Source organism: Mameliella sp. AT18, from assembly GCF_028807275.1.
GTDB classification, from domain to species: Bacteria; Pseudomonadota; Alphaproteobacteria; order Rhodobacterales; family Rhodobacteraceae; genus Antarctobacter; species Antarctobacter albus.
On the sequence record NZ_JARAMO010000208.1, the window covers coordinates 1 to 21,937 of the forward strand.

Sequence of the window (21,937 nt, forward strand, 5' to 3'; positions counted from 1 at the left end):
TTCAAGCCCGAGCACTACCGGTACTGAGGGAGGTCGTAATGAGCAAAGGCGCACCGCATATCGTGGGCCTGGGCAATGCCTTGGTCGATGTCGTCGCCGCTGTGCCGCCCGAGGTGGTCAGCCGCCACGGTTTGACGCCGGGCGGGATGCATCTGGTCGAGGCCGAGGCAGCACACGCCCTGTTCAAGGAGGTCGGACCGGGTGTCCGCCAATCCGGCGGCTCGGTCGCCAATTCCATCGCCCATCTGGCCGAAACGCCGGTGCGGGGGACTTACATCGGCAAGGTTGCAGACGACGATCTTGGCAAGACCTTCCTCGAGGAGATGTTGGGCCTCGGGCTGGCTGCGCCGGTCGCAGTCGCGCGGAACGACGATCACGGGACCGGGCGCTGCGTGGTTCTTGTCACCCCCGACGGTGAACGGACGATGAGCACCTACCTGGGTGCAGCGACCACGTTGATGCCCTTCGAGGCACGCGCGGCGCTGCCGGAGGATTTCGATATTCTATTTATCGAGGGCTATATCTGGGACGCGCCACATGGCGCGGCGGTGATCGAAACGCTGTGCCAGGCGGCCAAGGCTGCCGGGGCCACCGTGGCGCTGACGCCCTCGGATGCAGGGTGTGTGGAGAGAAACATCGGTGTGATGCGCAACACGGTCTCGCGCCATGTCGATGTCCTGATCGGCAACCATGTCGAAATCGGCGCGCTGGCTGGACGGGACGGCGCCGAAGCGGCGCTGGACTGGGCCATGTCCAAGGTATCCGTCGCCGCGGTTACCGAGCATGAGAAGGGTTCCTGGGTGGCCGATGCGGATGGTCGCCACCATTTGCCCGCGGCACCCGTCGGGCAGGTGGTCGATTCCACCGGTGCGGGCGACGCCTATGCCAGCGGCTTTCTGGCCGGGCTGGCCCAGGGGCAGCCCGTGGACCGCGCCGGTAGCATGGGCGCGCGGCAGGCGGCCAGTGTGCTGGGTCATTATGGCGCGCGCGACGGCGCCGCCGCCCGTGCCATCGCCCTTCCGGCGGCCTGAACCGAACACAAAAACGACCGGAGCGGTCCCGCCGCTCCGGCCCCCGGCGCAACGACCTCGGAGCGAAAACAGCTTTGTGACCGCGCAGTTCCTTGGCGTCTGTTCCTTCGCCGAGGCTCTTTCCTCTTGTTTTCCCGAACTTATTGCCGCGCTGCATAGATGATACACCCGAGGGAGCAAACCAATCCGGCTCGCCAGGCCGTCCACATTGATGGGGCTTTCGCCGCGCCACGGGTGCGTGATGCCAGCGTTTCGAGATTTCCGAGCGCAGCTTATCACGACAACCCTAGCCCAAAAGCCTTTTGCGTTCGTGCGTGAAGGCAAGGGCAAAGCAATGCCCCCGAAAGACCGCAACCGGCCGCGTTGCGGGCGGCGAAGAACGCCGCCCGCTGCAATTCTCCGACTGGTCTCAAGGCAGGAAAGACAGTTTAAGGCCAGGTGCCGCACCGGTGATCACGAGGAGAATGAGACAGTAGCCCATGATGTCCTTGGCAAGAGAGCCCGGCAATTGCCAGCGCCGGCAGCGCTCAAAACGGCTGGATCAGGTTGGTCCAGAGGCAGAGATCGCCGCTACGCTGGCGCCCATCCTGGCGAACGTCACGCCAGCCGACTTCGCATCGCCGCCGAACCTGTTCAGGCTGTTTGACCCCCGAGCAAGTTCGCGCTGCAAGGGGCCAATGTCCGCCGAAACTTCAACCGCAATATCACCGACGGTCGTTGCCATTGGTGACCTCCTTTTCGAGTTGCTCAAGAACCTCTGCCGCCAGCCGGGCGACTTCGTTGCCAGTGGCAATCAGACCCAGCATTGAGACTGCCGGATCTGTTCCGAAACGTCGGCAATCGGCCAACGTGCCGTCCACGGCGGTTTGCGCTGCGACCGAACAGGCAATCGAAATGAACTCATTGCTTTTCATGGTCGTCTCGCCTTTTCCGAATAAAGGTCAGTTTTATTTCCCCACCTCGCATTTGGACGTACGACCCCCACTCGCTCCTGCTCCCATCAATGCCAAGGATGATCCTTGAGCCTTGGGACAGGTCCGACGCTTCCTGGCTCCGTAGACGCGCGCTGCCCCGTGTTCCGGGTGTGCTCGTTGCCAGGGGGCCAAGTGATGCCTGCCAATGCCGGAGCCATCCGACAGCGGCACGACAGGTCATCACCCGATGGCGGGGCATTCCTTCTCTTCATTGCCATGCGCGAACAACTCGGCAACGAGACGGCGCATCATGGACAGTTGTTTCCGGGAAGGGCGCTAGTTGCGGCGCCCGGATTGCCGGAAACTGTCCCGCGTCTTGAATGCATTCGATCCCGGCAGCGCCTGCACGCGCTCCGGGGTTTCCTTTGCTTCGGAGCGGTTTACTTGCCCCGAAAATTTCAATTGTTTTTCAATGAGGGGCGCGCGGGCCGGATTCGCGTCGCTCAACTTGTTTCCCTGAGTTTTAAGGCGTCCTTCAGGGATCGCCACCGGGATCACGCGTGATCCAGACCAGTTGGCTCGGCTCAGCCGGCGTAGTCCTCGTCCGAGACCTTTTCCATCCATGTGACCGGCGTGCCGTCGATGCTTTCCTGGATCGCGATATGGGACATGGCGTTTTCCGGCGCGGCGCCGTGCCAATGGCGCTCTTCGGCGGGAAAGAGGACCACATCGCCTGTGGTGACTTCCTCGACCGGGCCGCCTTCGCGCTGCACGCGGCCACGACCGAAGGTGATGATGATGGTCTGGCCTGCGGGGTGGGTATGCCATGCGGTGCGGGCGCGAGGTTCAAAGGTCACATGCGCGCCGCTGGTGCGTCCCGGGGCATCAGCCTGGAACATCGGGTCGATCCGCACGGTGCCGGTGAAATACTCCTCGGGACCTTTGGTAGAGGGCGTGCTGCCGGCGCGGATGATTTTCATGGCAGGTCTCTTGTGATGGCTGCGTCCCGGGCTGCCGGGTCATTCGCAAGTTGGCGACGCTTGCCGGGGCGTACAACCGTGTCCTGCATCATGCGGGACATGAACCTTGTGCATCATTCGAGTTGGCCCGATGCCGGGGCGCTGCCGAAGGTGCAGCCGGTCACGGTCTGGCCGGTCCGAAGGCAATGAATGTCGCGCCCGGCACTGTCTTCGCAGACGACGGTCCGGGCATAAACCCGGGGACTGCCGCCTGACAGGCGACAGTCCTTCGAGAAATCCGTGATGCTGTAGGCCGGGCCGTTCACGGGCCAGAGGGTCAGGGCGGCGACGGCGAGATGGGTCAGCATGATGTGGGTCCTTTCCTTTCAGGTCCGGAAGCGGGGCCGCGCTCAAAAGCGCACGGCCTCGCACAGGACGTCGGCGAAGTTCAGGCCGGCGCAATTGGCGGCAAGCATCGCCGGTTCGGCGTGGGCGGGGGCCAGGGCGGCCAGTCCGCAGGCAAACGTCGCGGCAAGGGCGAGGGGCAGGTGAGAGATCAGGCGTGTCATGTCAGTGTCCTCGAAAGCAGGGGCCGTGCCTGCCACCTAGCGGTGGCAGGTCCAGGAATAGGGATCGTTGCGGTTGCCGTAGGAGGCCTTGGGCAGCCCGTGCTGCTCGCGGCAGGCGGTCGAGACCGAGATCCCCCAGCGGTTGTGCTGACCAGAGGCGCAGACCCAGTCCAGGGCGGTCTTGCCCACCAGCTTGGCACGGGCGCTTTGACCGAAGTGCTTCTTGCAGTAGCGCGTCAGGTCGACACCGGGGGCCTTCGGGCGCGGCTTGTAGCAGTACCAGGAATAGGGATCGCCGGCCGAGGTATAGCGGGATTTCGGAAGGCCGTGCTGGTCCTGGCAGGCGCGGTTCACCGAGATGCCCCAGGTCTGCGTCGGCGACTTGTAGCACTTCCACGCCAGCGCCGAATATGACGTCAACCGGGCATCGGCGCGGTGGTACTTCTGGCAGTATTCCTGCAGGTCGGGGCGCTTGGCCTGGACGTTCAGGGGGCTGGCATCGGCCACGGTGACGATGCCGCTTTCCAGCGAGGCGATGGTCATCACGAGGGTAAGTGCCTTTTTGAAGGTATTCATTGTTCGTAATCCTTTGATCGTGCTCCGGCGCCGTGTTCCGATATGTGCAAGGGGCTGGCGTCGTTGCGTTTCGGTGAAATCGTTTTGCGGTCTCGGCCGCTGAAATGTCCTGACGGCCCCGGCGAAATGACCCGAAACCACCCGAAATCACCTGAAATCCGGCAAAAATGACCTGAATCCCGGATGAAACCGTGTAACCTGAGCCGACTGGGCCATGATGTGCCGCCCTCGAACTTGCTGCGGAGAACCGGCGCCGATGACTGCGCAAGAGGTCATTTACTTCGACGAACGGAGCCGGACCGTGCGGCTTGCGGATGGCGAACCTGTGGCGATCCGGGCCAAGAGCTTTGCCGCCTTCATGACCCTGTCCCGGGCCTACCCCGGGCAAGTGTCCAAGGACGTGCTGATCGAAGAGGTCTGGGGTGGGGCGGCGGTGTCGGATGACAGCATCACGCAGGCGATCTCGACCATTCGCCGCGCCCTGGGGGACAAGGATCATGCGCTGCTGCAGACGAACCCCGGAACGGGCTATTGCCTCATGGTTCCGGCTTTGCCCGAAGGGGCTGTGCCTGCCGCGCCGGAGGATGCGGGCGCGGCGCGCCCGTCCCGGCGACCGCCGCCTTGGGCGATCGCGGGCGTTCTGGCGCTGGTGCTGGCGGTCGGCGCGGGGACTTTCACGCTGTTCGGGCGCGCCTCCGGGCCTGAAACCTCGATACAACCCTCGGGGGAAAGCCCGGCGGTGGCTGTTCTGGGCTTTGACGTGCTTGGCGACGCGCCGGACCTGCAGACGTTTTCCCGCGGCCTGCAAAGCGACATCATCGTGGCGCTGAGCGAGCTCGACACCGTGTCCGTGCTGGCGCCCTCTGTTCTGGACACAGGGCCAGACCCGGGGCAGGCGCCGCTGCGGGCCTATGCCTCGCACGGGGCGCGGTTTGTCGTGGGTGGGACCGTTCAGCAGTCTGGGGCCGGGCTGCGCATTTCCGGCCATCTCATCGACACGAGCACCAGCCAGATCGTCTGGGTCCGGCGCTGGGACGGCCAAAGGAAAGACCTGCAGACCCTGCAGGACGACGTGGTTGCCGTACTCGCCAATGAGCTGGCAAACCCCTGGAGCGGCCAGATTACCGGGCTGGGCACGGGCCTTGTCGGCGTCCCACCCGAGGACGCCAGCCCCGAGGCGCATATCCAGTTGGGTGGACAGCGGTTCACCGCCTTTAACGGTCCGGCCTTCACCGAGGCCGAGCGCCACTTTCGCGCCGCGCTTGAAATCGAGCCTGGCAATGCCGAGGCCTGGGCCGGACTGTCCTTCGTGCTGGGCGCGATGATCCCGCTGGTCAGGGGAGACGAGGCAAAGGCCCTGCGCGATGCGCGCGCCAACAGTGGCCGCCAAGCCTATCATCTAGGCGAGGGATCGGGCCGGAGCCTTCTGGCGGGAAGCTGGACGGCGGCCTTGCGCGGCAACCGGACCGAGACGCTGCGCCGGCTTCGTGAGGCAGCGGACAAGCTGGCAAGCGATGCCGACGGGCTGGCCCTGGCCTCGATTCAGGGGGCTTTGACCACCGAGCACTACGCCGAAGCCGCCCGGTGGGGCGTACGCGCGTTGGAGATGAAGGGGGATGCGGCGCCGGACTGGTACAATCTTGGTCCTGCTTTCGCGGCAGTATTCCAGGGCGATACCGAGGCCGCGCGGAACTTCCTGCACCGGGCGCCGCCGGGCTATCCCCCGGTACTTGCTCTGCTGTCCGGCCTGGAGGCCGGTCGCGGGCAACCGGACCGGGCGGTTGAGACCGCCGCGCGGCTGCGCATGCTGCACAATGACTTTACCGTCGAGGGCTATCTGGAGGCCGAGCTTTTCTACCCGGAAAGCAAGCGCGAAACGCTGCGCGCGCTGCTGTTTGCCTCCGGTGTCCGGATGCGTTGAGGTCTTGGTCCGGCATTCGTGATGGTGCGGCTGTGGATTTCAGGGCGGACGCGTGGTTGAGTGTGGCCGGCAGTCGGACCGGTTCAACTCCGGTTCAGACATCTGCCCTACGATGGAGAGAACCCCGCGCTGTCGGAGGCGCGGAGGTATCCACCCAACACGGTCGGAATTCCCCCGGCCCAAAAGACGAGTCGAGACTTTTCCAATGAGCTTCAGAACGTTTTTCCCAGCGGCCCTCCTGCTTTGCATCGCCCAGCCCACCCTGGCCTACGAATGGTCCCATTCCGTCCCGAATGTCTATGGCAAGGGCGACTGCGAGCTGACCCTGGTGGATGCGGATGCCGACGTCTTTTTCAAGATTGTCTACGATGCCAAGTCGCAATCCCGGCGTCCCACGGACGACCACGAGATCCGCATTACCCTGATGGCGCCGAAAACCGCTTTTCACGACAGCGCGGTTTCCGAACCCGGCGGCGCGCTGAACCACGGCGATGTGCGCGCGACCTGGACCGAAACGCTGGACTACGCGGCAGCGCATCGTTTCGTGACCTGGATCTACAACGAAATCTACGTACGTCAGGCGGGCGACGGTCGCCGGTTCATGTCCCATGTTTCGGATTACGTCTTTCCCTTGCCCGGTTTCGACGGCCCCTTCGAGGAATTCGCCGCCTGTGCCCGCATGCACCGCGAGGGGATGCCCAAGGCCCCGGTCATCGCACCCGCAAAACCAGGCGAACCTGGCTACGACGGGTACTGACAGGCGCAGGTGGGGCGGGCCGCTCGGTCTTGAACAGACCGATGGGGGGGGCGCCCTGCCTTTCGCGGGCGTTTTCCGGCGCCAGGTTCGGCCCAATTGAACACCCGAAAAATGTCCTGCCCTGCGCTGTTTCGGCGCCCTTCCAAAGATTGATCCCTCGCGCACCTTTTTCTACCTTTGCGGCACCAAGGGCAGGACGCCTGCAAGGAGGCGTGGCATGCGCGCGAAACAAAAAGCCTTTGCCTATGGTGGTTTGCCAGAGTGCCGGTCGTGCCCGGTACGTGCCGTGGGCGTATGTGCCGGTGCGGGCGCGGCGGATCTGCCTTCTCTTGCGCGCGGCAAGACCTATCGCAGTTTCGCGCCCGGAGACCGGATCGCGCTGGCCGGATCGGAACTGGTCGAGGTGGCGACCATGTTGAGCGGGCTTGCCACGATGAGCCGGACACAGGAACGCGGCACCCGGCAGATCGTCTGTCTCTTGCAGCCGGGCGACCTGATCGGCCAACCCTGGCGCGACAAGGTGACATTCGATGTCGAGGCGCTGACCCATGTCGAGACCTGCGCCTTTCGGGCCGACGTCTTCGAGGATCTGCTGGAGCAGGTCCCGGGGATGCGGGCCAGCATGATGGAAAAGGCGCTGGACGACCTGGACGCCGCGCGGCGCTGGCTGGGGGTTCTGGGCCACAGGACCGCGCGGCAGAAACTGGCCAGCCTGCTGGTCCTGCTTGCCATGCGCCAGGCCGCGCAGCCGCCGGACAACGGCTGTGTCGTCGACATGATGCTGAGCCGGGAACAGGTGGCCGACCTCCTGTCCATGACCTTCGAGACCGTGTCGCGGCAGATTGCGGGGCTGGTCCGCGATGATTTGATCCGTCCGCTGACTCGGCGTGTCTTCGAGATTCCGGACCTGCGTGCGCTGATGATGGCCTCGGGCGACGATGCGGATGGGGGACCCTACCAGGCCTGATCCGCCTGCTGCACGGATATGAAGGTTGCACAAGCAACGGGCAGACTGCACAGTTTCCCCCAATAAAGAGGCAGTTGCCTGTTTCGTCGGCATGGCGCGCGCCAGTTGCGTTCCTCTTGCCCGCGGGCTGCAGCAGTCTCGCGTCCGGTTGCCAACAGGGAGAGACCAATGATCAAACAGACCTTCGCGGCCCTTGCCGCGACCGTCGCGCTGTCCGGTGCGGCACTTGCGGAGACCGCCGTGCCCTTTGCGCTGGACTGGAAGTTCGAGGGCCCTGCGGCGCCCTACTTCGTCGCCATCGACGATGGCTATTTCGGCGAACAGGACCTCTCGGTCGAAATCTCCGCAGGTCAGGGCTCGCTCGACGCAATCCCGAAGGTGGCGACAGGTGCCTTTCCGGTGGGCTTTGCCGACATCAACTCGCTGATCAAGTTCCTTGACCAGAACCCGGGCGCGCCGGTGACGGCGGTCATGATGATCTACGACAAGCCGCCCTTTGCCGTGGTGGGCCGCAAATCGCTGGGCGTCGAGGCGCCGAAGGACCTCGAAGGCAAGGTGTTGGGCGCGCCGCCGCCGGATGGCGCCTGGGCGCAGTTCCCGGCCTTCGCCTCGGCAAACGACCTGGACATGTCCAAGATCACCGTCGAACCGGTGGGCTTTCCCACGCGTGAGCCGATGCTGGCCGAAGGCAACGTGGCCGCGATCACCGGCTTTTCCTTCTCGTCCTACCTGAACCTCGTGCGCCTTGGCGTGCCGGAGGACGACATCTCGACCATCCTGATGGCCGATCACGGCCTGCAGCTCTATGGTAACGCGATCATCGTCAACACGGACTACGCCGCCGAGAACCCCGAGATCATCACCGGCTTCCTGACTGCCATCGCGGCAGGCTGGAAAGACGCCATTGCCGATCCGGCGGGCGCCATCGAAAGCCTGATGACGCGCAACCCTGCCGCCGACGCGGACCTGGAACAGCGCCGCCTGCAACTGTCGATCGACGCCAACGTGCTGACCGATTACGCCGAAACCAACGGCATGGGCGGCATCGACCCGGCCCGCCTGGACGTGGCGTTGGAGCAGTTGGCCGAGACCTACGAGTTCCAGAACGCGCCCGACGCATCGCTCTATTTCACCGACGCCTACCTGCCGGATGCCGCGGCACGGATGCTGAAGTGATCGACTGACCCGGCCCGCGGCGCAGCCTCTGCGCCGCGGGTTTCTTGTGCAAGGAGCGCCGCGTGTCGCAACCGCTGATCGAGATCAAGGGCGTCAGGCACGCCTACAAGACCCAGGCCGGGCCGCTGCCGGTGCTGGACGGGCTGGAACTGAGCGTGCCCGAAGGCGGCTTTGTCGCCGTTGTCGGCCCGTCGGGCTGTGGCAAGTCCACCCTGACCCGGCTGGTCGCCGGCCTGATGAAGCCCGACGAGGGCGAGGTCTGGTTGCATGGAGAGCGGGTCAAGGGGCCGCGTTCGACCGTGGGCATGGCCTTTCAGAACCCGGTCCTGCTGGAATGGCGGACGATTCTGCAGAACGTCATGCTGCCGCTGGAAATCGTCTCGACGAAGATGAACAAACGCGAGCAGGAAGACCGCGCGCGGCACCTGCTGGCGCTGGTGGGCCTTGAAGGGTTCGAGGACAAGCGGCCCAGCGAACTGTCGGGGGGCATGCGTCAGCGCGCGTCCCTGTGCCGGGCCATCGTGCACAAGCCAGAGGTGCTTATCCTCGACGAGCCATTTGGCGCGCTCGATGCCTTCACGCGCGAAGACCTCTGGCAGACCATGCACAAGGTCAAGGCCGAGGAACCCTTTACCGGCGTGCTCATCACCCACGACCTGCGCGAGTCGATCTTTCTGGCCGACCAGGTGGTGGTGCTGTCCGGCCGTCCGGCGCGGACGCAATATGTCATGGACGTGCATCTGACCGGCGATCGCGACATCGAACATCTTTACACCCCCGAAAGCGCCGAGGCGTTGAACGTGTTGCGGCACCAGATCCAGATCGCCCAGGGGCGATCCCCGGCGGAGGCGGCACAATGACCCTGCAAAAGATCCTTGTCCCCATCGCCGCGATGATTGTCTTTGGCCTGTTGTGGGAACTGCTGGTCTGGGCCAACGGCTGGCCCAACTATGTCATGGCCTCGCCCTCGGACCTGCCACCGGCCTATGCGAAATACTGGAACCTGTTCCTGGTGATGGGCTGGCAGACGCTGTGGCGGACGGTGGTCGGGCTGGTGGTCGCGATCATCTTTGGCGTGCTCGTGGGCATGGTCATGGGGTTCTCGCGCGTGATGCGGGATGCGCTGTATCCCCTGCTGGTCGGGTTCAACGCGGTTCCAAAGGCAACGGTGGTGCCCATCGTTGCGCTGCTTTTCGTGGGCGCGCATGACTTCAACACGGTGCTGATCGCCTTCATGATCTCGTTCTTTCCGATTGCCGTCTCGGTCTCGATCGGCCTGTCGACGCTGGAGCCGGAATACCGCGACATCCTGCGCTCGCTGGGCGCCTCGCAGACCACGATCTTCTGGAAGATTGCCCTGCCCAAGACCCTGCCGGAGTTCTTTGGGGCTCTGAAGGTGGCGGTGACGCTGGCCTTCATCGGCACCAACCTGATGGAGATCGTTTCGCCCCACGGGCGCGGGCTGGGCGCGCTCTTCGACAGTGGCAAGACCAACTCGGATTACCCGCTGATGTTCGCGGTGCTCATCGCGCTCGCGCTGATGGGGATCCTGCTCTACTACGTCGTGGTCGCGCTGGAGAAGGTCTTTGCCGGCTGGGCGGAGCGGACACCCGGGTGATCGACCGGTCGGCGGGACGGCACACCGGCAAAAAGGCTGAGCGCCGGGCCCGGCGGCTCAACCGGGACCGACCGCCTGACGGTTGGGCGTGATGTCGTCGGGACGACTGTGCAGCATCGCCGTCAACTCGTCCTGCAAACCCGCATGCGCAGGCTGATCAAAGAGGTTGTGCATCTCGTGAGGGTCCCGCGCGAGGTCGTACATCTCGCCCGCACCGCTTTGCAGGTCCATCGTCAGTTTCGCGGTCCGCGTGCGTACCGTGCGCAGTGACAGCGGCACGCCCACGCGGTTTGCCAAAAGCTCCCATTCCATCATGGCATAGGGGCGCGGTGCGCCCTGCAGGACCGGGATCAGGGACTGTCCGTGCTGGGGCAGGGCAGGCGGGACCTCGGTCACCTCGTGGAAGGTGGCGGCAAGATCGAGGGTCGAGACCGGTTCGTCACAGGTCTGTCCCGCCGGAACGCCCGGACCGCGCATCAGGAATGGCACGCGCAGCAATCCTTCATAGGGCATCGGGCCTTTCAGGATCAGCCCGTGATCGCCCAGCCAGTCGCCGTGGTCCGAGGTGTAGACGACCAGCGTGTTCTCATCCGCTCCGATCTCGGCCAAGGCGCTCAACAGGCGGCCGACCTGCGCGTCGATGAAGGAGATCTGCCCGTAGGTGTTGGCGATGATCTGGCGCAGTTGCTGATCCGACTGGGGGGCGATCCGGGAATACTCCGACCGTACGCGGACCTCGTCGGCATCCCCCTTTGGCTTGTTCTCCAGGGCCGCGCGGTGCCACCAGGGGCGGTTGTTCAGATCGCGGGTGCGGTGCGGGGGCAGGTCGACATCTTCCGGGGCGTGCAGGCGGGACCAGGGTTCGGGGCAGTCGAACGGATGGTGCGGATCGACGAAACTGACCCATGCGCAGAAGGGCCTGTCCGGGTCGCGCCCGTGGCGCAGCCAGTCGATGGCGCGATCCGCGGTCCAGGGGGTGTAATGCCAGTTGACCGGCAGTTGCGAATGCCAGGTCTGCGCGGCACCGGGGCGCGGCCCGGCCTGATAAAGCGCGGCGCGCTCTGCGCTCCGACCGTCCGCGTAGAAGAAGTGTTCGTAATGCAGCCCGCGCGGCGGTTCCTGCGGCGGGTGGTTCGACGGCCCGCTCAGCATCATCTCGACATGGTCGAACCCCATGTAGGGGCCGAACCAGTCCGGGCCGAATTCGACCGAGGACAGCACGCATTCCGGGCGCCCGGTCGGCTGTCGGGCGTCGTAGCTGGAGAAATGCGCCTTGCCGAAAAGTGCCGTGTCATAGCCTGCGCGTGCCAGTGTCCCTGCGAAGCCCGCCGTGCCGATGGCTTCGTCCAGGTCGATCCCGTTGTCGTGGACGCCGTGGGTCCGGCACAGCTGGCCGGTCAGGATCGAGGCTCGGGCGGGCTGACAGACCGGCGCGGGGCAGATGGCCGAAGTAAAGCGTGTGCCCTCTTGTGCCAGTTGATCCAGGTTGGGGGTGCGGACGCGCCGACCCGCGACGCCCAGGCAATCGGCGCGATGTTGGTCGGCGGTGATCAAGAGGATGTTGGGGCGGGTCATCAAGAGCCTTCCGAGGCCGGCTTGCGCAGGAAGAAGAGGATGACCAGCAGACCCAGCAACAGGAAGACGACCGAAAGCGGGCTCTTGAAAAGGAACAGCGGGTCGCCTCCGGACGCGGCAAAGGCCTGCCGCACCGTCTGTTCGAGGTTGCCAGCAAGGATGAAGGCGATCACGAAGGGCAGAACCGGCACCGCCAGCTTGCGCATGCCCCAGCCCAGGAGGGCAAAGCCCATCGCGAAGTAGAGCGCGGTGAAATCGGTTTCCTGGACGTAGATCGCGGTCAGGGTCAGCAGCAGGACGATCGGCATCAGCACGGGTTTCGGGATGCGGGCCATGACGCCCGTGGCGCGCATGATCTGCCCCCCCACGATCCAGTTCAGCACGTTGGCCAGCATCATCGTGGTGAAGAGGCCGAAGGCGATGACCAGTTCCGGGTTCACCTCGGCGGTGGAAAAGCGAAAGACCGAGGGGCCGGGATTGAAACCGCCGATGCTTTCGGCGGCAAGGATCAGGAAGACCGCGCCGACATTGCCCGGGATGCCCAGCGACAGCACCGGGATCAGGTTGGCGCCCGAAACGGAGCTGTTTGCTGCCTCGGTGGCGGCGACGCCTTCGGGGGTGCCCTTGCCGAACGGCACCGGCCCCTTGTGCATCTTCTGTCCGGTGGCGTAGCCCAGCGTCGCCGCCAGGGTCGATCCGATGCCGGGCAGTGCGCCGATGCCGGTTCCGATCAGTGCCGAGACCGAGATGAAGGGCATCAGCCGCCGCCGTTCCCCCCATGTCAGGCGGTTGTCGCCGGATTGCGGAGCCTCCCCGGCAGGGCGGTCATCGCGGCGGTTGCGCCACATCTGTTCGAAGGAATACAGCACTTCGCCCAGGATCAGCACGCCGAGCACGGCGGTGATCAGGGGAAAGCCGGTCGACAGAGTGTCGGTGCCCAGAGACAGCCGCGAATAGACGTCCTCGCCAGTGCCCACCGAGGCGATGAAAAGGCCCAGGAAGGCGGCGATCAGGCCTTTCATGGGCGAGGCGCCGACGACTGCCGCGACAAAGGCGAGGCTGAGCAGGATCAGTGCCGCCTTTTCGCCGAAGCCAAGATAGGCCTCGACCACGATGGCCAGGAAGGGCGCGCAGGTGAATAGCACGAGGTCTGAGAATGTGTCGCCGGTGACCGAGGCGAAATGCGCCGTACGCAGCGCCTTGCCCGCTTGGCCATTCCGGGCCATCGGGTGGCCGTCCAGCGTGGTCAGCATGGCGTCCGGCGTGCCCGGCGTGTTGAAGAGGATCGCGGGAACGGCGCCGCCCACGGTGGCGCCCTTCATCACGCCCACGAGAAATCCCAGGACCGGCAGCAAGGCATCCGGCGTGAAGCCGAAGACCGACAGAAGGATCGGCAGCGACACCGCCATGAGGAAAGGCCCGGCCAGACCGGGCGTCGCGCCGCCGATGATGCCCAGAAGGAACCCGGCGGCGGTCATCAGGACGGTGATGGGAACGCCGATCCCAAGCACCTCGAAGGCCACGGGCCCGGCAAAGACAGCCAGCACACCGGCCCAGACATAGTCGAAGACACCCATCAGAAATCCCCGTTCGGCGGCAGCAACAGCGTGTCAAAGGGGAGATCGAAAACCGCGATCAGCGCAGCCACGGCCAGCACGGCGATCAGCAGGCGACCGGCCCGCATCCGCCCTTCGAGCAGTGAGATCAGCCCGAAGACCAGCAGCGTGCCGCCAAGGGTGAAGCCAAGGTATTTCCACGGGGCGGTGCCGCGCATCAGGCGATAGGTCGCGGGGGGATCGGTCTCTGGCCCGAACAGCGCCAGCGCCAGCGGCCCGGACCAGAACATTACCAGCCCGGACAGGGCCATCAGCGCGAAGACGGACAACAGGAAAAGGGCGGCATGGCGATCGAAAGCCGGGCCACCCCGATCTGATGTCCCGCGTTCGAGCAAAGTGACCGCGACATGGACGGCAGCGCAGAGCGCAATCCCCAGCGCTGCAAGCATCGGCAGCAGGGCGTCGCCGATATAGGTCTGGCGGCGGAACTCGTAGATCGGGGGTGTCTCGCTGTCGAGTGGCACCCAGACGGCGCCCGCCAGAAGGCCAAGCAGCAAGAGCACCGCTCCGAGGATCAGCTCTGTCTTTCGGTCCGGCATGGCGGTCTCCGACAGGTGCGGCCCGGACCTCGATGGATGCCCGGGCCGAGTGCGGTCATTCGGCGGATTCGGTCAGCAGCTCGGCATTGGCGTCGAAACTTTTCTGCATGTAGGCATCCAGCTCGGCGCCCTGGATCACCTCGGGGCCGGAAAACACCTTGCGGGTAAAGGCATTCAGCTTGCCGTCGGGATCGTTCAGCACCTCTGCGATCCGGACCTGCCAGGTTTCGCGCACTTCGGCGGGCAGGCCGTCCGGCGCCATCACCAGGAACTTGACGCCAAAGGTGTAGGGCATGTCGTAGGCGCTGAGCAGCGGCGCATCGGGCGAGACGTTCAGCGGCATGGCCTCGGCAGAGGCCAGGTTGACCACGTCCCCGGCCCTGACCGATGCGGTCTGCGCGCCCGCCGACCAGCCGATGTCGACGTCATCCGCGATCACCGCGTTCAGGCTGGCCTTGCCGCCGCCCGTCATCACGGTGGTGAACTGGATGCCGTTGCGCTTTGCCAGCACATAGGTTGCATCGGCGAGTTTCTGGCTCATGGCGCCAACGGTGATCGTCTCGCCGGACTTTGCCGCGGCGATCACGTCCGACAGGGTGCTCCACCCGCGATCGGACTTGGCGATGATGCCCATCTGGGTGCCGGTGATGGTCGACAGAAAGGTGAAGTCGGACAGGGTGTAGGCCGGGCTGCGCATGGTCTGCGGCGCGTATGCCGTGGCCTCTGTCACGGAAATCCCGATAGACAGCCCGTCCGCCGGTTCATCCTTGAGCGCAACGGCCATCGTGACACCGCCCTTGCCGGTGACGTTTTCGGGAATGATTTCCCAGCCGTGGCGGGTGTTCAGCTCTTCGGCCAGCAGGCGCCCCAGCGTATCGGCGCCGCCCCCGGCCGAAAAGGCGATCATCATCTTGACCGGGCCTTGCGGCTCCCAGTCCTGGGCTGCGGCGGGCAGGGCGCCCAGCATCAGCGCGGCGCCGGCAAGCGCGGTCCTCAATCGTGCGAAAATCATCCGGTTCTCCTCCTCAACCGTTCTCTTCTGGCAAGTCAGCCTTCGGGCACCGGCGTGGCGCCCGAGGGGCCTGTTTCATAGGCGGCCCGAGGGCCGCCGAACCGGGCCACAAGCCTGTCCTGGTCGGCCTTGGCGCGGGCATCCACCTCTGCCGGATCACAGTGATCCGACAGGATGTGTCGCAAAGACCTTTCGACAAGCTCAAATTCCGGATGGCCTGACAGATTGCGGGTCTGCAACGGGTCACTTTGCAGATCGAACAACTCTGGCGGGTAGCCGACGTAGTGATGATAGCACCACCGGCTATTGGCCAACATGAACCCGGCCGAGGGCGACATGACCGCGTGGTATTCGGACAGGACGACGCGGTCGGGGTCAGGTGCGGCGGCCGCGATGTCTTGCAGGGGGCGCCCGGTCCAGTCGGGATCGGGCGACAGGCCCAGCGCGGCGGTGATCGTCGGCGCGATGTCCAGCAAGCTGACGGCGGTCGTGACACGCCGGTCCGGGGCAAAGCCCGGACCCGCCGCGATCAGCGGAACTTGCGTGGATTCCCGGTAAAGCGTGGACTTGCCCCACCGCCCGCGGATCCCTAGCTGCTCGCCGTGGTCTGAGGAATAAATGACCAGCGTGTCATCGGAGAGGCCGGCCGCCTCCAGCGCGTCCAGAACGCGCCCGATCTGGGCGTCGACAAAGGTGCAGAGCGCGTAATAGGCGGCGATGGCCTCGCGCCGGCGATCATCAGTGCCAAGCTGTGTGTCCGAATCCTCGATCCCGTTCATGCGCGCGACCCAGGGATGGGTCGGGAATCCGTTGGCCGGGCGGACCGGCGGTAGGGGCATGTCCTTGGCCGGGTACAGGTCAAGGTAGTCCTGCGGTACGATCAGCGGGAAATGCGGCGCGACAAAGCTGACGAAAGCCGCCCAGGGGGACTCGTCCCGCGCCCGTTCGGACAGGAAACCCTCTGCCGCCTTTGCCACGTTCATGTCGTAGCGGTTGTATTTCGACAGGCCTGCGCCGATCCCGCCCAGCATCTCACCGCCGTGGGGGTGGTCGGGCAGGGGGTTGCGGACCGATCCCCAGACCTGCCCGATCCCGTGCTGGATGTGCATGGGCAGGATCTGCCGGTCAAAGCCGGTCAGGTCGCTGTCGTCGCGGTAATGCAGCTTGCCGATGCTGGTCACGGGCACCCCGGCGGCCTGCAGGCGATGTCCCCAGGAGGGCACGCGCCCGTCGTAGGCGGTCGCGTTGTCCCAGTAGCCGGTCTGATGCACCGGCTGTCCGGTGGCCAGTGCGGCGCGCGCCGGCACGCAGATCGGGCTGGGCGTATAGGCGTTTTCGAACAGGGTGCCACGCTCGGCCAACCGGTCGAGATTCGGTGTCTGCACCACGTCGTGTCCCAGGCAGGACAGGGCCAAAGCCTGGTGTTCATCCGCCATCAGGAACAGGACGTTCGGCGTCTTGCGCATCTGTTGCCCCTCCCTCTGTCTTGGCACCGTGGTTGTCTTGCTCGAATGATCGAGTAAAATAGCAATTACATGAATAATGTTGATTAAACAACAAATATAAGAGACATGCACCATGCGGCTTACATCGGCGGATCTCGAAGACCAGTTGCGCAAGGTCAGGGACCTTGAAGGGCGCCTGACCTTTCAGCTTGCGGTCCTGTCCCGGGCGCTCGACCATCAGGGGGCTGACCTGCTGCGCGATCAGCCGATCAACCTGACGGCCTATAGGATCCTCAACATCGTCGACACCTGGGGAACGATCTCGATCTCCGAGCTCAGCCGGACCTGCGGTATCGACCGGGGTCAGATCAGCCGGACGGCGGATGCTCTGGCAGGGCAGGGGCTGGTCCGCTTCCAGGATGACAGCGATAACCGCCGCAAGAAACTGGTCGCGCTGACCGACGCGGGGTTGGCCAAGCTTGACGAGGTGAGGCCGCGCTTCCTGACCCGGAACCGACATCTTGAAGAGGCGCTGGGCCCCGAGGCGCTGGACGGTCTTCGGCTTGGATTGAAGCGCCTGTCGGAAGTGTTGGAGGATTGAAGCAGGCTTTCGGGCTTTTGCGCGCGGCGGCGCTGTGCCAATGATCCGCGCATGTCACATCCTGCGCCCCCCTACCTGATCGCCGTGGACGGAGGCGGCTCTGGCTGCCGTGCGGTGGTGGCCAGTTACGAGGGGCGTATCCTGGGAGAGGGACGCGCCGGGCCGGCCAATGCGACCAGCGATCTTGTCCAGAGCATTGCCAACACGCGTGTCGCGATCGGCGCCGCGCTGGGTTCCGCCGGGCTGGAGGCGGAGGGCCGGGAACGTTTCGTGGCGCACCTGGGACTTGCGGGCGCCCTGACTTCAGAGGTGACGTCGCGGATCATCCGGGAATGCGGCCTGCCCCATGTGACCGTGGGCGATGACCTGGAAACGGCACTGGCCGGCGCCCTGGGGTCTGGTGACGGCATCCTGGTTTCGGTCGGGACGGGATCGGTCATGGCGGGGCGCCGCAGCGGTGAAACCTCGCGGATCGGCGGCTGGGGCCTGCAGGTGTCGGACCAGGCGTCGGGGGCCTGGTTGGGGCGCGGGCTCATGGAACGGGTTCTGCTATGCCACGACGGGCTTGAAACGCATTCGGACCTTACTGCCTCCGTTTTGGCGGAATTCGGCGGGGCGCTGGAAATCGTGGCCTTTGCCACGGGCGCGACCCCGGGCGAATACGCGACATGGGCGCCGCGTGTCGTCGCCGCCGCGGATACCGATGCGCAGGCAGTGGCATTGATGACCGCAGGGGCGGCATACCTCGGGCGTGGCATTGGCGTGCTGGATCCTTCGGGGCGGGCGCCGGTTTGCCTGACCGGCGGGCTTGGGCCGGCGTACGGGCCGTATCTTCCCGATCTGCAAGGGCGCATCGTTCAGCCCCAAGGCACGGCATTGGACGGTGCCTTGCGCCTCGCGCGGGCATTCGCTGAACGTCGGACACGACCCGGCACCTAGCGTTCTGGTTGTGTTGGGTGTCGATCACGCGCTGCCAGAATCCGGCCTCGCATCCTAGCTGTATTCGCCCAGGGGTTGTTCCTGTTTGTCTGCTCGTGAGCCGTGGCACAGCGGGCGTCATTGACGGTAGGGACACGCGTGACGGTTCCGAGACCAGCAAAAAGCGGCAGGATGGGTGGCCAAAGCCACGGCGGTGCATGGCTGCTCCCCAGAGCGGAACACAAGCACGCGATCCCAGGGCGAAAAGGGCTGACCAAGCGGCGCGAACTCCGCATGAGGCGTCGAGTGGATGTCAAGTGCTGTCGCGTTGACGCCCGGGAAACACGGGGAATGTGACAGATTCTTGTCCACTTTGCTGGTCAAAGTGGCAAAATGGGTTACAAACACTATTCTTTGCTCGGTTTGGGAGGTTGGTTTCATGGTCAAGGAAATTCGTATTTTCCGCTGCAGCTGCAATCATCAACTCCGCTATGGTGTGAGTTCGTGCAGCTATTGTTTTCGACCAACCCCGATCTGGAACCGCTGGTGGCTGCCACTTGTTCTGGTTGCGGTGATTGGCGCCGGGATCTGGTTGAAGCAGCTCTGACCCGTGCTCGGCGGGATCCTGCCTGACACGCGGTTGCAGTTGGCCCGGGTGCCGGTCTAGCTTGCGCGCAACAATAGGGCAGGAGACAGGACATGCGCCTTTCCAGACGGGGTTTTGCACTGGGGGCTTCGGCGATCTGGCTGGGGGGATGCTTACCGGGTGGCGGGCTGCCAGAGGTGGCGCGACCCGACCCGGCGCTGGAACCGGGGCTGCGCCCGCAGCCCAATCCCGCCTACGATAGCTGGATCGCAGAGTTCCGGGCGCGCGCCCGGGACAGGGGGATCACGGAAACGACTTTGGACCGCGCGTTTCGCGGACAGGGCTTTCTGCCGGGCGTGATCGAACGTGACCGCAACCAGACCGAATTCAGCCGCACGCTGGAGGACTACCTGGCCATCGTCGCGCCAGAGGACAAGATCCGGTTTGGTCGGGGCGAGTTTGCCAGGCAGCGCGCTGCGCTGCAGAGGGTCGAGGCAGAGTACGGCGTTCCGGCCAAGGTCATGGCCTCGATCTGGGGGGTCGAAAGCTACTTTGGCACCAAGCGCGGCAAGATCCCGGTGATCTCGGCCACTTCGACACTGGCCTGGGAGGGGCGGCGCGGGCGGTTCTTCGAGTCGAACCTGATGGATGCCCTGCGAATCGTTCAGACCGGCGACGCCCGGCCAGAGCAGCTGGTGGGCAGTTGGGCGGGCGCAATGGGGCACACGCAACTGATCCCGAACGCCTACCAGGAGCATTCAGTCGATTTCGACGGTGATGGTAAACGCGACATATGGTCGGACAATCCGATCGACGCGTTCGCCACCACGGCGCGGTTCCTGGCCCGCGCGGGATGGCGCAGGGGACAGCCCTGGGGCATCGAGGTCCGCCTGCCGCAGGGCTATTCCGGCCCTCTGGGGCGCAAGAACCGGGCGGCGGTTTCGCGCTTTCGCGAGTTGGGCGTGCGCCCGGCCCGGGGCGGTTCTTTGCCCGATCACGGTACTGCCGCGGTGCTGGCGCCGATGGGCGCGGGAAAGCCGGCCTTTCTCGTATTCCACAACTTCAACATGATCCTGCGCTACAACCCATCCGAGAACTACGGGCTGGCCGTCGGCTATCTTGCGGATCGGCTGGACGGGGCGGGGCCGCTGGTGGGCGACTTTGGCCGCGACAAGCACGGGCTGACGCTGGAGGATCGCAAGGCATTGCAACGCGGGCTGACGCGCGCCGGTTTCGACGCGGGCACCCCGGACGGGGTCATTGGCAAGAAGACCGAGGCGGCGATCTCAGCCTACCAGCAGTCAAGGGGCCTGGCCGTGACCGGAGAGCCGTCGCGCGCCTTGCTGCAAGCGCTGGGCTGAAAAAAACGGGCGGCCCCGGCAGGGGCCGCCGGACAGTCACGCCGCGAGCAGCAGGCGTGCCTGTTCCGCCTTGAGCGCGGCCCGCGCGGCGGTATAGGCGCCCCGTCCGGGCGCATTCGACAGTTCCGGGAACAGTGCCAGCAGTTCTGCGCGCGGCCCTGCGTCCAGACCGGCAAGCGACAGGTCGCCGGGCTGAAAGCTCTCGGTCCAGGCGCCGTCGGACATGACCAGTTCATGCGCGTCGAACATGAAATGCACATAGGTCACGCCCTCGACCGGACAGACCCGCGTGATACCGGGGCGGCCGACCAGGTGGCTGGCGGCCACCAGCACCTCGTCCTCGCCGAACAGAAGTTCGATCGCGGCGCCGGCCATCACCACCCGGTGCTGCGGGGACACCAGCATGTCGCGTTCCGGCACACCTCGTCCCAATGCCCCTGCGTCGATCCGGACCGGGCGCAGGTCCGGTGTCGCCGCCAGGTCTGCGGCGCCGATCGTCTTGGCCCCTGCCCAGAGCACGCGCTTGTAGCCGTTGTCGCGGGTCAACACACGGACACCGGGGGTAATGTCGGCCACGTCGACCTCGCCCTTGTTGGTCTTGATCAGGGTGCCGGGCGTGAAACAGGGCGTGTAATTGACGTTCTCGATTTCTGAGAAGGTCAGGGTGGACCCGTCCAGCCATTCGACCTTGCCGGATTCCCCACCGGTCATGGTGATCTTGGCCGGGCCTGTGATGTTGAGCGTGTCGCCTACGGTCTCTCCGCTTTCGCCGCCGGTCACGGTGAGATGGGCGCCGTTCATGTCATCCGCGCTGGCGTTGAAGACATCATCACCACCGTCGCCGGAGGCGAAATCGCCCGACCCAAGGGTGAACGTGTCGGCGCCATCTCCGCCGGTCAGGCTGTCGGCGCCCACACCGCCAATGAGGGTGTCGGCCCCGGTGCCGCCATCCAGCGTGTCGTTCCCGCTGCCGCCAATCAGGCTGTCGTCACCGCCATCGGCAAAAACGGTCATCCCCGTGCTGTCCAGGGTTCCGTCGACGGTATCGTCTCCACCCCCAAAGGTCAGCGCCTCGATTTCCGAGAATTCGGCGCTGTCGGTGCCATCGCTGATGGTGCCGGCCTCGTCGCCCGAATAGGTCACGGTGACCGCGCCGGGCAGGGCCGAGGCATCCAGCGTATCCTCGTCGTTGCCTGTGGTGACGGTCTTTCCGCCGGAAATCGTGTCGGCGCCAAAGCCGTCCTGCAGGACTATCCGGTCTTCGTCGGCGCCACCGGACAAGAGATCGTCGCCGGCGCCGCCGAAAAGGACATCCGCGCCATCGCCGCCTTCCAGCGTGTCGGCCCCGGCGCCGCCGTCCAGGGTATCCTTGCCCGCACCGCCCAGAACACTGTCGTCGCCCAGGCCCGCCTGCACGATGTCGTCGCCGCCGTAGGCAAGGACGGTGTCGTCCTGCGAGCCGCCGATGCCGTCGCCATTGTCGATGAAATCGCCGTCGGGGTCGCCCGAATAACCGGTGTCGATGGTTTCGCCCAGGGCAGTACCCTCGACGATAAAGTCGCCGGTGAAGAGTGGGATGCCCATCGCGGCCAGTTGTTCGGGGCTTTGCACCTCGGCGACGGGAACACCGACCAGCGTGATGCTTTCGCCGTTGGGGAAGGTCAGGATCGCATGGCCCGAACCGTCGCCCACGGTGTCGGTCACGGTCACGTCCTCTGTCGAGACTGGGTTTCCGGACAAGTCCGTCAACGCGCTGACGTCCAGCAGGTCATTGCCCGCGTAGGCGCCGCCGCCCA

24 protein-coding genes are annotated in these 21,937 nt (G+C 65.3%); 11 read left to right on the forward strand and 13 right to left on the reverse strand.

Going from position 1 to position 21,937, the window contains the following annotated elements:
• Nucleotides 1-38: 38 nt before the first annotated feature.
• Complete coding sequence (locus PVW46_RS18105; protein WP_069208189.1) at nt 39-1,031, forward strand: adenosine kinase; 993 nt, start codon at nt 39-41, stop codon at nt 1,029-1,031.
• Between the two features lie 541 nt (nt 1,032-1,572).
• Here the strand turns inward: PVW46_RS18105 and PVW46_RS18110 are convergent.
• From PVW46_RS18110 to PVW46_RS18140, 7 genes are all read right to left on the reverse strand, one after another.
• Nucleotides 1,573-1,755, reverse strand: a complete 183-nt coding sequence (locus PVW46_RS18110) for a hypothetical protein (protein ID WP_043144897.1) — start codon at nt 1,753-1,755, stop codon at nt 1,573-1,575.
• On the reverse strand, nt 1,736-1,945 hold the full coding sequence (locus PVW46_RS18115) for a hypothetical protein (protein ID WP_043144898.1): 210 nt from the start codon (nt 1,943-1,945) through the stop codon (nt 1,736-1,738). Before PVW46_RS18115 ends, PVW46_RS18110 begins: the two co-directional genes overlap by 20 nt.
• Nucleotides 1,946-2,281: 336 nt before the next feature.
• Nucleotides 2,282-2,452 carry a hypothetical protein gene (locus PVW46_RS18120; RefSeq protein ID WP_274577042.1) on the reverse strand — a complete coding sequence of 57 codons (171 nt, stop codon included), beginning with the start codon at nt 2,450-2,452 and terminating at the stop codon, nt 2,282-2,284.
• Between the two features lie 77 nt (nt 2,453-2,529).
• Complete coding sequence (locus PVW46_RS18125; RefSeq protein ID WP_069208188.1) at nt 2,530-2,925, reverse strand: (R)-mandelonitrile lyase; 396 nt, start codon at nt 2,923-2,925, stop codon at nt 2,530-2,532.
• 113 nt (nt 2,926-3,038) lie between these two features.
• The gene (locus PVW46_RS18130; protein ID WP_069208187.1) at nt 3,039-3,272 is read right to left on the reverse strand and encodes a hypothetical protein; all 234 of its coding nucleotides are present in this window, start codon (nt 3,270-3,272) and stop codon (nt 3,039-3,041) included.
• 42 nt (nt 3,273-3,314) lie between these two features.
• A complete protein-coding gene (locus tag PVW46_RS18135) occupies nt 3,315-3,473 on the reverse strand; it encodes a hypothetical protein (RefSeq protein WP_274577045.1) in 159 nt (52 codons plus the stop codon).
• Nucleotides 3,474-3,509: 36 nt separating this feature from the next.
• On the reverse strand, nt 3,510-4,049 hold the full coding sequence (locus PVW46_RS18140) for a hypothetical protein (protein WP_043144900.1): 540 nt from the start codon (nt 4,047-4,049) through the stop codon (nt 3,510-3,512).
• 256 nt (nt 4,050-4,305) lie between these two features.
• Here PVW46_RS18140 and PVW46_RS18145 point away from each other — a divergent pair, with 256 nt between their 5' ends.
• From PVW46_RS18145 to PVW46_RS18170, 6 genes are all read left to right on the forward strand, one after another.
• Complete coding sequence (locus PVW46_RS18145) at nt 4,306-5,970, forward strand: winged helix-turn-helix domain-containing tetratricopeptide repeat protein (protein WP_069208186.1); 1,665 nt, start codon at nt 4,306-4,308, stop codon at nt 5,968-5,970.
• 205 nt (nt 5,971-6,175) lie between these two features.
• On the forward strand, nt 6,176-6,727 hold the full coding sequence (locus PVW46_RS18150) for a hypothetical protein (protein WP_069208185.1): 552 nt from the start codon (nt 6,176-6,178) through the stop codon (nt 6,725-6,727).
• Nucleotides 6,728-6,944: 217 nt separating this feature from the next.
• The gene (locus PVW46_RS18155; protein ID WP_069208184.1) at nt 6,945-7,694 is read left to right on the forward strand and encodes a Crp/Fnr family transcriptional regulator; all 750 of its coding nucleotides are present in this window, start codon (nt 6,945-6,947) and stop codon (nt 7,692-7,694) included.
• A 168-nt stretch (nt 7,695-7,862) separates the two neighbouring features.
• The gene (locus PVW46_RS18160; RefSeq protein ID WP_043144903.1) at nt 7,863-8,870 is read left to right on the forward strand and encodes an ABC transporter substrate-binding protein; all 1,008 of its coding nucleotides are present in this window, start codon (nt 7,863-7,865) and stop codon (nt 8,868-8,870) included.
• Between the two features lie 62 nt (nt 8,871-8,932).
• Nucleotides 8,933-9,730 (forward strand): ABC transporter ATP-binding protein, encoded by a 798-nt coding sequence (locus PVW46_RS18165; protein ID WP_223306274.1) that lies wholly within the window; start codon nt 8,933-8,935, stop codon nt 9,728-9,730.
• Nucleotides 9,727-10,488, forward strand: a complete 762-nt coding sequence (locus tag PVW46_RS18170) for an ABC transporter permease (protein ID WP_043144904.1) — start codon at nt 9,727-9,729, stop codon at nt 10,486-10,488. Before PVW46_RS18165 ends, PVW46_RS18170 begins: the two co-directional genes overlap by 4 nt.
• Nucleotides 10,489-10,545: 57 nt before the next feature.
• Here PVW46_RS18170 and PVW46_RS18175 read toward each other — a convergent pair whose 3' ends face one another.
• The 5 genes from PVW46_RS18175 to PVW46_RS18195 are packed head-to-tail and all read right to left on the reverse strand — an operon-like array spanning nt 10,546 to nt 16,696.
• Entirely contained in the window at nt 10,546-12,063 is a 1,518-nt protein-coding gene (locus PVW46_RS18175; RefSeq protein ID WP_069208183.1) for a sulfatase-like hydrolase/transferase, read from the reverse strand.
• The gene (locus tag PVW46_RS18180; protein ID WP_069208182.1) at nt 12,063-13,640 is read right to left on the reverse strand and encodes a tripartite tricarboxylate transporter permease; all 1,578 of its coding nucleotides are present in this window, start codon (nt 13,638-13,640) and stop codon (nt 12,063-12,065) included. The genes PVW46_RS18175 and PVW46_RS18180 overlap by 1 nt, the downstream gene beginning before the upstream one ends.
• Nucleotides 13,640-14,218, reverse strand: coding sequence for a hypothetical protein (locus tag PVW46_RS18185; protein ID WP_069208181.1), 579 nt, complete (start codon nt 14,216-14,218; stop codon nt 13,640-13,642). The genes PVW46_RS18180 and PVW46_RS18185 overlap by 1 nt, the downstream gene beginning before the upstream one ends.
• A 55-nt stretch (nt 14,219-14,273) precedes the next feature.
• On the reverse strand, nt 14,274-15,230 hold the full coding sequence (locus PVW46_RS18190; protein WP_069208180.1) for a Bug family tripartite tricarboxylate transporter substrate binding protein: 957 nt from the start codon (nt 15,228-15,230) through the stop codon (nt 14,274-14,276).
• 35 nt (nt 15,231-15,265) lie between these two features.
• The gene (locus PVW46_RS18195) at nt 15,266-16,696 is read right to left on the reverse strand and encodes a sulfatase family protein (protein WP_069208179.1); all 1,431 of its coding nucleotides are present in this window, start codon (nt 16,694-16,696) and stop codon (nt 15,266-15,268) included.
• 112 nt (nt 16,697-16,808) lie between these two features.
• Here PVW46_RS18195 and PVW46_RS18200 point away from each other — a divergent pair, with 112 nt between their 5' ends.
• The 4 genes from PVW46_RS18200 (at nt 16,809) to PVW46_RS18215 (ending at nt 20,141) form a co-directional block, all read left to right on the forward strand.
• Complete coding sequence (locus PVW46_RS18200; protein WP_069208178.1) at nt 16,809-17,276, forward strand: MarR family winged helix-turn-helix transcriptional regulator; 468 nt, start codon at nt 16,809-16,811, stop codon at nt 17,274-17,276.
• Nucleotides 17,277-17,327: 51 nt separating this feature from the next.
• Nucleotides 17,328-18,215 carry a glucosamine kinase nucleotide-binding domain-containing protein gene (locus PVW46_RS18205; protein WP_069208177.1) on the forward strand — a complete coding sequence of 296 codons (888 nt, stop codon included), beginning with the start codon at nt 17,328-17,330 and terminating at the stop codon, nt 18,213-18,215.
• Nucleotides 18,216-18,587: 372 nt separating this feature from the next.
• Nucleotides 18,588-18,827 carry a hypothetical protein gene (locus tag PVW46_RS18210; RefSeq protein WP_274577054.1) on the forward strand — a complete coding sequence of 80 codons (240 nt, stop codon included), beginning with the start codon at nt 18,588-18,590 and terminating at the stop codon, nt 18,825-18,827.
• A gap of 66 nt (nt 18,828-18,893) precedes the next feature.
• The gene (locus PVW46_RS18215) at nt 18,894-20,141 is read left to right on the forward strand and encodes a lytic murein transglycosylase (RefSeq protein ID WP_069208176.1); all 1,248 of its coding nucleotides are present in this window, start codon (nt 18,894-18,896) and stop codon (nt 20,139-20,141) included.
• Nucleotides 20,142-20,177: 36 nt separating this feature from the next.
• Here the strand turns inward: PVW46_RS18215 and PVW46_RS18220 are convergent.
• Nucleotides 20,178-21,937, reverse strand: a 1,760-nt coding sequence (locus PVW46_RS18220) for a Hint domain-containing protein (RefSeq protein WP_274577056.1), incomplete at its 5' end; no start/stop codon positions are given.